15 protein-coding genes and 2 tRNA genes are annotated in these 13413 nt (G+C 67.6%); 15 read left to right on the top strand and 2 right to left on the bottom strand.

Annotated features, from left to right (window positions below; all coding sequences use genetic code 11):
- The 7 genes from WA805_RS02530 to WA805_RS02500 all read left to right on the top strand — a co-directional run.
- On the top strand, nucleotides 1–397 hold a 397-nt coding region (locus WA805_RS02530), incomplete at its 5' end, for an alpha/beta fold hydrolase (RefSeq protein ID WP_425241551.1).
- A 39-nt stretch (nucleotides 398–436) separates the two neighbouring features.
- Nucleotides 437–1519 carry a LacI family DNA-binding transcriptional regulator gene (locus WA805_RS02525; protein ID WP_422274945.1) on the top strand — a complete coding sequence of 361 codons (1083 nt, stop codon included), beginning with the start codon at nucleotides 437–439 and terminating at the stop codon, nucleotides 1517–1519.
- 179 nt (nucleotides 1520–1698) lie between these two features.
- A tRNA-Met gene (locus tag WA805_RS02520) sits at nucleotides 1699–1772 on the top strand.
- A gap of 45 nt (nucleotides 1773–1817) precedes the next feature.
- Entirely contained in the window at nucleotides 1818–1982 is a 165-nt protein-coding gene (gene rpmG, locus WA805_RS02515) for a 50S ribosomal protein L33 (protein WP_422274947.1), read from the top strand.
- A gap of 19 nt (nucleotides 1983–2001) precedes the next feature.
- Nucleotides 2002–2445, top strand: coding sequence for a MaoC family dehydratase N-terminal domain-containing protein (locus WA805_RS02510; RefSeq protein WP_422338039.1), 444 nt, complete (start codon nucleotides 2002–2004; stop codon nucleotides 2443–2445).
- A gap of 6 nt (nucleotides 2446–2451) precedes the next feature.
- Nucleotides 2452–2874, top strand: coding sequence for a MaoC family dehydratase (locus tag WA805_RS02505; protein WP_422274951.1), 423 nt, complete (start codon nucleotides 2452–2454; stop codon nucleotides 2872–2874).
- On the top strand, nucleotides 2871–3905 hold the full coding sequence (locus WA805_RS02500) for a UDP-N-acetylmuramate dehydrogenase (RefSeq protein WP_425241550.1): 1035 nt from the start codon (nucleotides 2871–2873) through the stop codon (nucleotides 3903–3905). Before WA805_RS02505 ends, WA805_RS02500 begins: the two co-directional genes overlap by 4 nt.
- 251 nt (nucleotides 3906–4156) lie before the next feature.
- On the opposite strand, the gene WA805_RS02495 is transcribed toward WA805_RS02500, so the two are convergent.
- Both WA805_RS02495 and WA805_RS02490 read right to left on the bottom strand, forming a co-directional pair.
- Nucleotides 4157–5170 carry an adenosine deaminase gene (locus WA805_RS02495; protein WP_424559480.1) on the bottom strand — a complete coding sequence of 338 codons (1014 nt, stop codon included), beginning with the start codon at nucleotides 5168–5170 and terminating at the stop codon, nucleotides 4157–4159.
- A gap of 38 nt (nucleotides 5171–5208) precedes the next feature.
- Nucleotides 5209–6414, bottom strand: coding sequence for a pyridoxal phosphate-dependent aminotransferase (locus tag WA805_RS02490; RefSeq protein WP_422281276.1), 1206 nt, complete (start codon nucleotides 6412–6414; stop codon nucleotides 5209–5211).
- A 121-nt stretch (nucleotides 6415–6535) separates the two neighbouring features.
- On the opposite strand from WA805_RS02490, the gene WA805_RS02485 reads away from it, so the two are divergent.
- The 8 genes from WA805_RS02485 to rpoB all read left to right on the top strand — a co-directional run.
- Nucleotides 6536–6611: transfer RNA gene (locus tag WA805_RS02485), tRNA-Trp, on the top strand.
- A gap of 75 nt (nucleotides 6612–6686) precedes the next feature.
- On the top strand, nucleotides 6687–6938 hold the full coding sequence (gene secE / locus WA805_RS02480) for a preprotein translocase subunit SecE (protein WP_422281274.1): 252 nt from the start codon (nucleotides 6687–6689) through the stop codon (nucleotides 6936–6938).
- A 136-nt stretch (nucleotides 6939–7074) separates the two neighbouring features.
- Nucleotides 7075–7884, top strand: coding sequence for a transcription termination/antitermination protein NusG (gene nusG, locus WA805_RS02475; RefSeq protein ID WP_422281278.1), 810 nt, complete (start codon nucleotides 7075–7077; stop codon nucleotides 7882–7884).
- 17 nt (nucleotides 7885–7901) lie between these two features.
- Nucleotides 7902–8336 carry a 50S ribosomal protein L11 gene (rplK, locus tag WA805_RS02470; RefSeq protein ID WP_422281272.1) on the top strand — a complete coding sequence of 145 codons (435 nt, stop codon included), beginning with the start codon at nucleotides 7902–7904 and terminating at the stop codon, nucleotides 8334–8336.
- A 99-nt stretch (nucleotides 8337–8435) separates the two neighbouring features.
- Nucleotides 8436–9161 (top strand): 50S ribosomal protein L1, encoded by a 726-nt coding sequence (gene rplA, locus WA805_RS02465; RefSeq protein ID WP_422281270.1) that lies wholly within the window; start codon nucleotides 8436–8438, stop codon nucleotides 9159–9161.
- 405 nt (nucleotides 9162–9566) lie between these two features.
- A complete protein-coding gene (gene rplJ / locus WA805_RS02460; protein WP_422281268.1) occupies nucleotides 9567–10148 on the top strand; it encodes a 50S ribosomal protein L10 in 582 nt (193 codons plus the stop codon).
- A gap of 19 nt (nucleotides 10149–10167) precedes the next feature.
- Nucleotides 10168–10563, top strand: coding sequence for a 50S ribosomal protein L7/L12 (rplL, locus tag WA805_RS02455; protein WP_422287018.1), 396 nt, complete (start codon nucleotides 10168–10170; stop codon nucleotides 10561–10563).
- Between the two features lie 401 nt (nucleotides 10564–10964).
- Nucleotides 10965–13413: DNA-directed RNA polymerase subunit beta (rpoB, locus tag WA805_RS02450; protein ID WP_425241549.1), on the top strand; the 2449-nt coding region annotated here is incomplete at its 3' end.

The following is a 13413-nucleotide window of genomic DNA, read 5'->3' as shown; positions in this document are numbered from 1 at the left end:
CGCGGCGCACCACTGGGGCCGCGGCGACAGCATCGAGTGGTACCTGCCGAGCCAGGCCGCCGACCCGCACGCCCGCGAGCTGTTCGCGCGGTTCGAGCGCCTGGCGGTCACCCCCGGCGCGTTCCTGCGCATGACCGCGATGATCCGCGAGATCGACGTCCGCGCCGCGCTGCCGTCGATTCACGTGCCGGCACTGGTGATCCACCGCCTCAGCGACCGCATAACGCCGCCCTTTCACGGCCGCTACCTGGCCGAACGGATCGCAGGCGCTCGGTACTTCGAGCAGCCTGGCGACCACTCGCTGCGGTTCGCGGGCGGCGGCGACAGCGACGCGCTGTTCGGCGAGATAGCCGGCTTCCTGGCGAGCGTCCCGCCGCGAAAAAAGGCGGGCAGTTAGGAACACCCGCCGCCGTGTCCGATATGCCATGCTCGTGATGTGCAGCGGGACGCCATAAGCCAACACAGGAGGACCGGCGCCAGGTCGCGGCCGGCCAGCATTCGCGATGTCGCGCGGCTCGCCGGGGTCTCGCACCAGACGGTCTCCCGGGTGCTGAACGGGCATCCCAGCGTCCGGGACGCCACCAGGACAAGGGTGCTCGTCGCCATGGACGAGCTGCAGTTCCGGCCCAGCCGGGCCGCGCGCATGCTGTCGATGCGGCGGTCGCAGACGATCGGCGTGCTCGCCGCCGCGGTCGGGTCGCACTACGGCCCGGCGAGCAGCGTGAGCGCGGTCGAGGACGCGGCGCGCGAACAGGGCTATTACGCGACCGTCGCCCATCTCGCGTCGCTGTCGGCCGACGCGATCTCGGCGGCCGTCGAAGACCTGCTTAACCAGGACGTGGAGGGCGTCGTCATCGTGGCGCCGCGGACCGCCGTGCTGTCGCGGCTGGCCGCGCTGGCGGTGGACATCCCGATCGTGGCGGCGCAGGGGGAACAGGAGGACGCGGGCGGTATCCCGGTCGCTTCCGTCGATCAGCGGGCCGGCGTGCGGATGGTGATGGACTACCTCACCGGGCAAGGGCACCGGCGCATCGTGCACGTCGCGGGCCCGCCGGACTGGAACGACGCGCAATCCAGGCTGCGCGCGTACGAGGCGGAGGTCCGTTCCTCGGGACTTCCGGTGCTGCCCCCGGCCCACGGCGACTGGACCGCCGAGTCGGGGTACCAGGCGGGGCGGTCGCTCATCCAGGCGGCGGGACACGGGGAACTGGGGTTCAGCGCGGTCTTCTCGTCGAACGACCAGATGGCGCTGGGGCTGATGCACGCTTTCCGCGAGGCGGGCCTGGACGTGCCCCGTGACGTGAGCGTGGTCGGCTTCGATGACATCCCGGAGGCGGCGCATTTCTGGCCGCCGCTGACGACGGTGCGGCAAGCCTTCGATGAGCTCGGCAAGCGCTGCGTGGCCATGCTGATGGACGCGATCCGCAAGTCCGAGGACCCGTCGGCGGTCCCTGACGAGGCCGTACCCGACGCGGTGGCACCGCAGCTGATCGTCCGGGACTCCGTCGCCGCGGTGTAGCGGCGCGGGCCGCGGCTGTGGATAGCCCTGTGGGCATTTGGTTCCGCACATGTGGATCGCCGTCATAGAGCGCGGGAATTCGTGACGGGGGAGCGCGGTCCGGCTGTGGACAACGGGTTGCGACCTCCGTCGATGCGTACACGCGCCGTCTGGATCGGGTAGCCTTACATGGTCCGAATGGCGGAGTAGCTCAGTCAGGCAGAGCAAGCGGCTCATAATCGCTGTGTCGCCGGTTCAAGTCCGGCCTCCGCTACCCGATCAGGTCCCACCACACTGTCGTAAAGGAAGGCACTCCACCGTGGCTGCCACCGACGTCCGGCCGAAGATCACGCTGGCTTGCCAGGAGTGCAAGCGCCGTAACTACATCACCAAGAAGAACCGGCGCAACGACCCGGACCGCCTCGAGCTGAAGAAGTACTGCCCCTGGTGCCGCTGCCACACGGCGCACCGCGAGACCCGCTAACCGCGGGCCCGGACGCCAGGTGGCCCTGAACAAGGAGTTCGTCGGCCGGGTTTTCGGGCCAGGCGAGCCCTACGAGGTCAGCCGGGTCAAGATCGTCGAGTTCGCTGATGCGATCGGCGAGCCTAGCGAGCTGTGCCGGGACAAGGCCGCCGCCCAGCGGGCCGGGTATCCCGACGTCATCGCGCCGCCGACGCTGGCGATCGTGATCGCCATGGCGTCGACCGCCTCCATGCACTCAGAGCCGGGCCTCGGGCTCGACTATTCGATGGTCGTGCACGGCGAGGAGAGCTTCAGCCACAGCCGCCCGCTGCAGGCTGGCGACGTGGTGGTCGCGACGACCACGGTCGAGTCGATCAGGGCAGTCGGCTCCATGTCGATGCTCGTGACGTCCACCGACCTCAGCACCACCGACGGCGAGCACGTCTGCACCGCGAAGTCCACGCTGGTCGAGCGCGGAAAGTAGGGCACGATGACGGTTAGGTACGCCGACGTGGAGCCCGGCACCGAGATCCCGGGCAAGAGCTACCGCGCCACTCGCCTCGACCTGGTGAAGTACTGCGGGGCATCCGGTGACTTCAACGTCATCCACTGGAATGAGCGCCTCGCCCGCTCCGTCGGCCTGCCCGGCGTCATCGCACACGGCATGTACACGATGGCGCAGGCGGGCAAGTTCGTCACCGAATGGGCTGGTGACCCCGGCGCGGTCCTCGAGTTCGGCGTCCGGTTCTCCGGCATGGTCCCGGTCCCGGACGACGACCAGGGCGCGACAATCGAGGTCAGCGGCACGGTCACCGAGAAGCTCGGGGACAACAAGGTAGCCGTCGACATCGTGGCCAGGTCCGGCGGCACGAAGGTGCTGACCCGCTCCCGCGCCGTCGTCCGCCTCCCGTGACCCTGCTGGCCGACTATACGACGCTCGGCCTCGGCGGCCCGGCGAAGGCCTTTACCGACGCTCCGGCCGAAGCCGCCCTGATCGACGCGGTCCAGGCCGCCGACGCGGCCGGCGAGCCGGTCCTGATTCTGGGCGGCGGCAGCAACCTGGTCATCGCCGACGAGGGCTTCCCCGGCACGGTCGTGCACGTGAACACCCGCGGTGTCGGCTACGCGGCGGCCGCCGACGGCCACGTCGACGTCACGGTCGCGGCGGGCGAGGACTGGGACGACGTGGCGGCGGCCGTGGTGGCCGAGGGACTCGCGGGCGTCGAATGCCTGTCCGGCATCCCTGGCCGCGCCGGGGCCACTCCGATCCAGAATGTCGGCGCCTACGGGCATGAGGTGGCTGAGGTCATCACGAGCGTGCGGGTATTCGACCGGCGGACAAGTCAGATTCAGGTCATTCCGAACGGATCGTGCCACTTCGCCTACCGCACCAGCTTCTTCAAGCAGCACCCGGCGCGGTACGCGGTGCTCGCCGTGACGTTCCGCCTCACCAGGGACACGCTGTCGATGCCGGTGAAGTACGCCGAACTCGCGGCCGAGCTCGACGTGCGCATGGGGGAGCGCGCGGGAGTCGGCGAGGTCCGTTCCGGAGTGCTGAAGATAAGGGCGCGCAAGGGAATGGTGCTCAACCCCGGCGACCCGGACACCAGGAGCGCGGGCTCCTTCTTCACGAACCCGCTGCTCGACGCGGAGCAGTTCGCCCGGGTGACGGCCGCGGCGCCCGTGCCAGTGCCCAGGTTCGACGCCGGGGACAAGGTCAAGGTGCCCGCTGCGTGGCTGATCGAGCACGCAGGCTTCGGCAAGGGCTATGGCGCGCCCGGCCGGGCGCGGGTGTCATCCAAGCACACGCTCGCCCTGATCAACGCCGGCGGCGCGACCACGACGGACCTGCTCACCCTGGCCCGCGAGATCCGCGACGGCGTCCGCGCGACCTTCGGCGTCACGCTGGACCCAGAACCCACCCTGATCGGCGCGACCCTCTAACGTCGCTCGCTACCCCCTACCGCCACCATCCATAGGCGGTCGATGGTCCATCGACCGCCAAAGAGTGGGGACGATGGCCCATCGACCACCTATGTCACCCACCCCAAACGTGGACGATGTCGCATCGACCACGTAACGCGCCACGTTCCAACGTCGACGATGTCGCATCGACCACCAAAGAGCGTGGACGATGTCACATCGACCACCTTCGGGCCCGAGGGTGGGGGCTCGGGGCCGGGGTTGAGCGAGGCTCAGGAGTTCAGCCAGGCGTCGATGGCAGCGAGCAGGCGGGTGCGGACCGAGTCGGGGGCGGCGGAGCCGAGGACGGACATCCGGGCGACGTCGGCCAGCTCCTGCGGAGTGAAGCCGTGCACGTCGCGGGCGATCTCGTACTGCTTAACCAGGCGGCGCCCGAAGAGCAGCGGGTCGTCGGCGCCGAGCGCGACAGGTACCCCGGCCTCGAAGAGGGTGCGGACCGGGACAGCGGCCGCATTCGGCGCAACCCCGAGCCCGACGTTAGACGACGGGCAGACCTCCAGGGTCACGTCGGCGGCGGCGAGCCGCTTGACAACCTCCGGGTCTTCGACCGCCCGGACGCCGTGCCCGATCCGGTCGGCGCGCAGCCGGTCCAGCGCCGCAGTCACGCTGGCCGCGCCGAGCAGTTCGCCGGCGTGCGGCACGAGCAGCAGGCCCGCCCGCCCCGCGATGCCAAACGCCCGCTCGAAATCCTCGGCAGGCCCTCGCCGCTCGTCATTCGACAGCCCGAACCCAACTACGCCCCGCCCGGCGAACTGCACAGCAAGCCGCGCCAGCGTCCGGGCATCCAACGGATGCCGGGTCCGGTTAGCCGCGATGATGATCGCGATCCCCACGCCTGTCGCCTGCGCGGCGACAGCGGCCGCGTCAAGCAGCAACTCAGTAAAGGCGGTAATGCTGCCGTACCTGGCGGTGTAGCCGGAGGGGTCGGCTTGCAACTCCAGCCACCGCGACCCTTCGGCGACCTCATCCTCGGCGATCTCCCTGACAACCCGGTACAAGTCATCAGCAGTCCTAAGCACAGACCGCGCGGTGTCATAGAGCCGCTGAAACCGAAACCAGCCACGCTCATCGGTCGCAGACAACTGCGGCGGCCAATCCTGCGTAAGCGCAGGCGGCAACGACACCCGATGCGTCCGCGCGAGCTCGACCAGCGTCGAATGGCGCATAGCGCCAGTGAGATGCAAATGCAGATGCGCCTTGGGCAGCGCTTTCAGATCATGCGTCATTGCCCTACGACTCTAGGGGAGAAGCCCTGCGACCCCACCTACCGAGCGTCAGCGAGCAATTTACCGATGCGGGTGACGCCCTCTTCCAGATCCGCGTCCCCGAGCGCATAGGACATCCGGAAGTAGCCAGGCGTCCCGAACGCTTCCCCAGGAACAACCGCGACTTCGGCTTCGTCCAAGATCAGGCTGGCCAGCTCAGCCGACGTCTGCGGCCGCTGCCCGGCGATCTCCTTGCCGAGCACTCCCTTGACGCTCGGGTAGGCGTAGAACGCGCCGAGCGGCTCCGGGCAGGTGACCCCGGGGATCTCGTTGAGCATCCGGACGATCGTCTTCCTGCGCCGGTCGAAGGCCTCTCTCATGGCCGCGACCGCGGACAAGTCGCCGGACACCGCGGCAAGCGCCGCCGCCTGTGAGACGTTCGCCACGTTCGAGGTCGCGTGGCTCTGCAGGTTCGTCGCGGCCTTGATCACGTCCTTGGGGCCGATCATCCAGCCGACCCGCCAGCCGGTCATGGCGTACGTCTTGGCCACGCCGTTGAGCACGACGCACCGGTCGGCGATCTCCGGCGCCTGGACCGGAATAGAGGAGAACGTCGCGTCGCCGTAGACCAGGTGCTCGTAGATCTCGTCGGTGACCACCCAGATGCCCCTGGCGGCGGCCCACTCGCCGATGGCCCTGACCTGCTCGGGCGAGTAGACGGCGCCGGTCGGGTTGGACGGGGAGACGAACACGAGCAGCTTGGTGCGCTCGGTGCACGCCGCATCGAGGTCCTCGACCGAGGCCAGGTAACCGGTGGTCTCGTCGGTGGGCACGATGACGGACTTGCCGCCGGCCAGCCCGATCGACTCCGGGTAAGTGGTCCAGTACGGGGCGGGCAGCAGTGCTTCGTCGCCCTCGTCGAGCAGCGTGGCGAACGTCTGGTACACGGCCTGCTTGCCGCCGTTGGTGACGAGCACCTGGTCCGCGGTCACCGTGTACCCGGAGTCGCGGGCGGTCTTCTCGGCGATGGCCTTGCGCAGCTCAGGCAGGCCGGCGGCCGGGGTGTACTTGTGGAACCGCGGCTCCGCCGTCGCCTGCCTGGCGGCCTCGACGATGTAGTCAGGCGTCGGGAAATCGGGCTCGCCTGCGCCGAACCCGATGACCGGCCGTCCGGCCGCCTTCAGCGCCTTGGCTTTCGCATCTACGGCCAGGGTCGCGGATTCGGAGATGGCCGATATGCGGGCCGATATTCTCGTGGTTGGCATGCATACATGGTGTCACCTCCCGCTGGAGGCCCTGCAACTGGTTTGGTCTCCCGGGGCGCGTGAACGCTTCGGTTCGACGCAAGTGGTGCGTTCGGCGTACACTCTGGTGATTGCAAACCGGAGGGCAGTAGCTCAATTGGTAGAGTCCCGGTCTCCAAAACCGGCGGTTGGGGGTTCGAGTCCCTCCTGCCCTGCCAGCGCTGACCTGCTGGACCACCGTGGTCTGGCCGGCCCGCGCGTGGTGTTCCGTTCAGTTCTGCATAGGTGAGGACATGGCAACCCAGACGCGAGGCCAGGGCGCGGAGCGACGCGGCGGGTCCGGCCGTGCCTCCAAGCAGGACCGGACGACGCCCGCCTTGTTCACCAGGCAGGTGGCATCGGAACTCCGGAAGGTGATCTGGCCGACCCGTAACGAGCTCGCGACCTATACGGCCGTGGCGATTGTGTTCATCGTCTTCATGAGCACGATCGTCCTGACGCTCGACTACGGGTTCACCAAGCTGATGTTCTGGGTCTTCGGCTAGCGCGAGATCCGGGATGCCCCCGGGCGGCCCCGCGTAGCGTGCACGCAGCGTGGGACGATGATCACCGGGGTTTCCTCGCGGGGCGAGTGGCCTGGTGAGCGCTGGCCCAGCGAGCAGAACAAGAGAGTGAGTGACCGTGTCCGAGTCCCAACTACACACCGATGACTACGCGGCGACCGGCGCAGTGGATGGGGAGGAAGCCGACGTGACCGACGAGACTTCCAGCTCCGCTGACGAGCCAGCCGAAGCAGACGCCCTGGTCAGCGAGAACGGCGAGGGCGCTGCGGCGGAGCCTGCCGAGCACGGCGAGGGCGCCGAAGCAGAGCCTGCCGAGGAGGCCGACGCGGAGCCTGCCGAGGAGATCGACGCGGTCGCCGAATTCAACCGCGAACTGCGCATGCTGCCCGGCGACTGGTACGTGGTGCACTCCTACGCCGGTTACGAGAACCGGGTGAAGACCAACCTGGAGAGCCGTATCACGTCGCTCAACATGGAGGACTACATCTTCCAGATCGAGGTCCCGACCCATCAGGTGACCGAGATCAAGAGCGGCAAGAAGCAGACGGTCAACGAGAAGGTGCTGCCCGGCTACATCCTGGTCCGGATGGACCTCACCGACGAGTCCTGGGCCGTGGTCAGGAACACCCCTGGCGTTACCGGCTTCGTCGGCCTGTCGAGCCGCCCGTCGCCGCTGCCGCTCAGCGAGGTTGCCACGCTGCTGGCGCCGGCCCCCGCGGAAACCCAGGCGCAAGCGGCGGCCGCCAAGAAGGTGTCTCCGGAATACGAAGTCGGCGAGTCGGTTACCGTTATGGACGGACCGTTCGCGACGCTTCCCGCAACCGTGAACGAGGTCAACCCGGTCACGCAGAAGCTGCGGGTGCTCGTGTCGATCTTCGGCAGGGAGACGCCCGTGGAACTGTCGTTTGACCAAGTGTCGAAGATCTGAGAGGAAATACCACCACCATGCCGCCACGTAGAAAGAGGCTCGCTGCCGTCGTCAAGGTGCAGCTGCCCGCGGGCGCGGCCACCCCGGCGCCGCCCGTCGGCACCGCGCTGGGCCCGCACGGCGTCAACATCATGGATTTCGTCCGGCAGTACAACGCCGCGACCGAATCCCAGCGAGGCAACATCATCCCGGTCGAGATCTCGATTTACGAGGACCGGTCGTTCACGTTCATCACGAAGACGCCGCCCGCGCCCGAGCTGATCAAGAAGGCCGCCGGCGTCGACAAGGGCAGCGCGACGCCGCACACGGTCAAGGTCGGCTCGCTGACCGCGGCGCAGGTGCGCCAGATCGCGGAAACCAAGATGCCCGACCTGAACGCGAACGACATCGAGGCCGCCGCGAAGATCATCGCGGGCACCGCCCGTTCGATGGGCATCAAGGTCGAAGGTTAAACGGCGGCCGGGAGACGGCCGCCTACGTTCTGAATAAAGGAAAGTGGCAGGACCTCGCGCGGGTCCCGATGACCACAACCTCCACTAAGGAGACGCATTATGAAGCGCAGCAAGGCGTACCAGAACGCCGCGGAGAAGATCGACCACGAGCAGCTGTACAGCCCAGGCCAGGCCGTGGAGCTCGCCAAGGCGACCCAGGTGACCAAGTTCGACCCGACCGTCGAGGTGAACCTCCGGCTCGGCGTCGACCCGCGCAAGCAGGACCAGATGGTCCGCGGCACCGTCAACCTGCCGAACGGCACCGGCAAGACGGCTCGCGTCCTGGTGTTCGCGACCGGCCCCCGCGCGGCGGAGGCGGAGGCGGCCGGGGCCGACTTCGTGGGTTCCGATGACCTGATCGAGCGGATCCAGGGCGGCTTCCTGGACTTCGACGCGGTGGTCGCGACGCCGGACCTGATGGGCAAGGTCGGCAGGCTCGGCCGGGTGCTCGGCCCGCGCGGCCTGATGCCGAACCCGAAGACCGGGACCGTCACCCCCGACGTGGGCAAGGCCGTCACCGACATCAAGGGCGGCAAGATCGAGTTCCGTACCGACCGGCACGGGAACCTCCACTTCATCATCGGCAAGGCCTCGTTCGACAAGAAGGCGCTGCTGCAGAACTACGCCGCGGCGCTTGACGAGGTGATCAGGCTCAAGCCGGCCGCGGCCAAGGGCCGCTACCTGAGGAAGGTCACGTTCACCACGACGATGGGGCCCGGCATCCCCGTCGACCCGAACAGGACCCGCGGCTTCACCGAGGACGATGCGGCCGCCTCGGCCGCGTAGCTTCTGCCCCGCTTACGCAGACCATGATCGTGGGGAGTTTTCGGCGATAATCGCTGGGAACTCCCCACGATCATGCTGTCTGGCCATGGCCATCGCCCATTGAGGGGTAGCCGTCGCTATCGGGTGTCGTTTCGGGTAAATAGTGTCCCAAAGGACACCCGATGACCTCTTTGAACCTCTTTCGGGCGGCGATTTGGCCGCCAGGTATACCTACCGTAAGATTGTGTTTGCCGAAGACCGCTGGATGTCGGCTCGCGAGAGCCGGCCGAAGGTTCCGTAGGGACATCCCGCGCAGGTGACCGTGAGCCCCAGCCGCTTCAATGCGGCTGCCGCCCCGTGCGCCGTGCGCCGGGGCGTTCGTCGTCTTCGGGACTAGCAGGACGACGACATATGGGAAGGAGGCTCATGGCAAACGCTGAAAAGACGGCCGCTGTGGAAGAGCTCACCGGCAAGTTCCGCGAGTCAAGCGGCGCGGTGCTCACCGACTACCGCGGGCTGACCGTGGCCCAGCTGAAGGAGCTGCGCGGCTCCCTCGCGGGCAACGCCACGTTTTCTGTCGTGAAGAACACGCTCACGAAGATCGCGGCTACCGAGGCGGGCGTGGGTGACGAGCTCGGGCCGCTGCTGTCTGGGCCGTCCGCGATCGCGTTCGTCAGCGGGGACGTGTCGCAGGCCGCCAAGGGCCTGCTCGACTTCGCCAAGGCGAACCCGCTGCTCGTGATCAAGGGTGGCGTGCTCGACGGCAAGGCGCTGACCGCGGCGGAAGTCGGCAAGCTCGCCGACCTCGAGCCGCGCGACGTGCTGCTGGCCAAGCTGGCCGGCGCGATGAAGGCGTCGATGTCGAACGCGGCGGCGACGTTCAACGCGCTGCCCACGCAGATGGCGCTGCTCGCCGACGCGCTGCGAGCCAAGCTCGAGGCCGAGGCTGGCGCCCCGGCCCAGGCCAGCCCGGAGACGGGCGACACCCAGACAGAGACTCAGGACTAAGGAACGAAGGGAAACGATCATGGCGAAGCTCAACAGCGCCGACCTGCTCGACGCGTTCAAGGAGATGACCCTCCTTGAGCTGTCCGAGTTCGTGAAGGCTTTTGAGGACACGTTCGACGTTAAGGCTGCCGCCCCGGTGGCGGTCGCCGGCGTTGCCGCCCCGGCCGGGACCGGCGGCGGCGAGGCCGAGCAGGCCGAGGAGCAGGACGAGTTCGACGTCATCCTCGAGGCCGCTGGCGACAAGAAGATCCAGGTCATCAAGGAAGTGCGGTCGCTGACCAGCCTGGGCCTCAAGGAGGCCAAGGACCTGGTGGACGGCGCGCCGAAGACCGTCCTTGAGAAGGTCAACAAGGAGGCCGCGGACAAGGCCAAGGCTGCCCTCGAGGGCGCCGGCGCCAGCGTCACGGTCAAGTAGTCAGGCGCTCTCGCGCTCAGACGCTGCGAAAAGACGCCCCCGGGTACGTCCTGGGGGCGTCTTGGCGTTCAGTGGGTTCGCCGCCGCTGCGGGCGGGAATAACTGTGATACCCGCTCTGTTGTCGCTTACACATCCGCACGCGTGTGGTATCCATCACGCGGCCAACCCGTCCGAACCATGCCGTTTCGGCTTGACGTTTCGTCGCCGAGAGGGGATGCTGCGGAGCAAGGTGAACCACATATTGGCGTACCGTTGACAAGCAGTGCAGTCGTTGGCTACACTGGCCATTTGCGCTGCACTCTGACGTCCTCGGTGTCTCTCTCGCCTTTCTGGGGTTTTGCCGCGGGGCGTTTGGCGTGCGTGCGGTGAAAGTTCCGCGACAAGTTCGGAAGGACCCCTGTTGGCAGCATCGCGCAGCGCCTCCGCCACGAATCTTGGTCCCCGCCGCGTGTCTTTCGCGCGGATCAACGAACCCCTGAAGGTTCCGGATCTGCTGGCCTTGCAGACTGAGTCTTTTGACTGGCTGCTCGGCAACGACAAGTGGAAGGCACGTATCCAGGCCGCCAAGGAGGCCGGGCGCAAGGACGTGCCTGAGCAGTCCGGGCTCGAAGAGATCTTCGAAGAGATCAGCCCGATCGAGGACTTCTCGGGAACGATGTCCCTGTCGTTCCGAGACCACCGGTTTGAGCCGCCCAAGTACTCCGCCGAGGAGTGCAAGGACAAGGACATGACATACTCCGCGCCCATGTTCGTGACGGCGGAGTTCATCAACAACACCACCGGTGAGATCAAGAGCCAGACCGTCTTCATGGGCGATTTCCCGCTCATGTCGAACAAGGGCACGTTCATCATCAACGGCACCGAGCGCGTGGTGGTCAGCCAGCTCGTGCGGTCGCCCGGTGTGTACTTCGACCGGCAGGTCGACAAGACCAGCGACAAGGACATCTATTCCTGCAAGGTGATCCCGAGCAGGGGCGCGTGGCTCGAGTTCGAGATCGACAAGCGGGACAGCGTTGGCGTCAGGATCGACCGCAAGCGCAAGCAGAGCGTGACCGTTCTGCTCAAGGCTCTCGGCTGGGACGACGCGAAGATCCTCGAGCGCTTCGGCGACTTCGAGTCGATGCGCGCCACCCTGGAGAAGGACCACACGGCCGGCCAGGACGACGCGCTGCTCGACATCTACCGCAAGCTGCGCCCCGGCGAGCCGCCGACGCGGGAGTCCGCGCAGGCGCTGCTCGACAACCTGTACTTCAACCCGAAGCGGTACGACCTGGCCAAGGTCGGCCGGTACAAGGTGAACAGGAAGCTGGGCCTCGAGCTGCCGATCCGGCAGGGCACGCTGACCGAGGAAGACATCGTCTCCACGATCGAGTACCTGGTCCGGCTGCACGCCGGTGAGGAAGAGCTCACCCGCGCCGACCGCACCATCGTGCTCGAGACCGACGACATCGACCACTTCGGCAACCGGCGGCTGCGTACCGTCGGCGAGCTCATCCAGAACCAGGTCCGGCTGGGCCTGGCCCGGATGGAGCGCGTCGTCCGCGAGCGAATGACGACGCAGGACGTCGAGGCGATCACGCCGCAGACCCTGATCAACATCCGCCCGGTGGTGGCGTCGATCAAGGAGTTCTTCGGCACCAGCCAGCTGTCGCAGTTCATGGACCAGACCAACCCGCTGGCCGGCCTTACCCACAAGCGCCGGCTGTCGGCACTCGGCCCCGGTGGCCTGAGCCGTGAGCGGGCCGGGTTCGAGGTTCGTGACGTGCACCCGTCGCACTACGGCCGGATGTGCCCGATCGAGACCCCTGAAGGCCCGAACATCGGCCTGATCGGGTCCCTGTCGTCGTACGCCCGCGTCAACGCGTTCGGCTTCGTCGAGACGCCGTACCGCAAGGTGACCGACGGCAAGGTGACCGACCAGATCGACTACCTGACCGCGGACGAGGAGGACCGGCACGTCATCGCGCAGGCGAACACGCCGGTCAACGACGATGGCTCCTTCGGGACCAACCGGGTGCTTGTCCGCCGCAAGGGCGGCGAGGTTGACCAGATCCCGCCGGACGAGGTCGACTACATGGACGTGTCCGCGCGCCAGATGGTGTCCGTGGCCACCGCCATGATCCCGTTCCTCGAGCACGACGACGCTAACCGGGCGCTGATGGGGTCCAACATGCAGCGGCAGTCCGTGCCGCTGCTGCGGTCCGAGTCGCCGCTCGTCGGCACCGGCATGGAGTACCGTGCCGCGACCGACGCTGGCGACGTCATCCTCGCGGAGAAGGCGGGCGTGGTCGAGGAGTCCTGCGCGGACTACGTGACCGTGCTGAACGACGACGGCACCAGGACCACGTACCACGTGCAGAAGTTCCGCCGGTCCAACCAGGGCACCTGCTTCAACCAGAAGCCCATCGTGGAAGAGGGGCAGCGGGTCGAGGAGCGCCAGGTCCTGGCGGACGGTCCGTGCACCGACGACGGCGAGATGGCGCTGGGCAAGAACCTGCTCGTCGCCTTCATGCCGTGGGAGGGTCACAACTACGAGGACGCGATCATCCTGTCGCAGCGCCTTGTGCAGGACGACGTGCTGTCGAGTATTCACATCGAGGAGCACGAGGTCGACGCCCGGGACACCAAGCTCGGTCCTGAGGAGATCACGCGGGACATCCCGAACGTCTCCGATGAGGTCCTCGCCGACCTCGACGAGCGCGGCATCATCCGGATCGGCGCCGAGGTCGTCAACGGCGACATCCTGGTCGGCAAGGTCACGCCCAAGGGCGAGACCGAGCTCACGCCGGAAGAGCGCCTGCTGAGGGCGATCTTCGGCGAGAAGGCCCGCGAGGTCCGTGACACGTCCC

This window comes from Trebonia sp. (genome assembly GCF_049794275.1).
Classification (GTDB): domain Bacteria; phylum Actinomycetota; class Actinomycetes; order Streptosporangiales; family Streptosporangiaceae; genus Trebonia.
The sequence above is the reverse complement of the archived record's forward strand: the minus strand, read 5'-3'. Positions and strand labels throughout refer to the sequence as shown.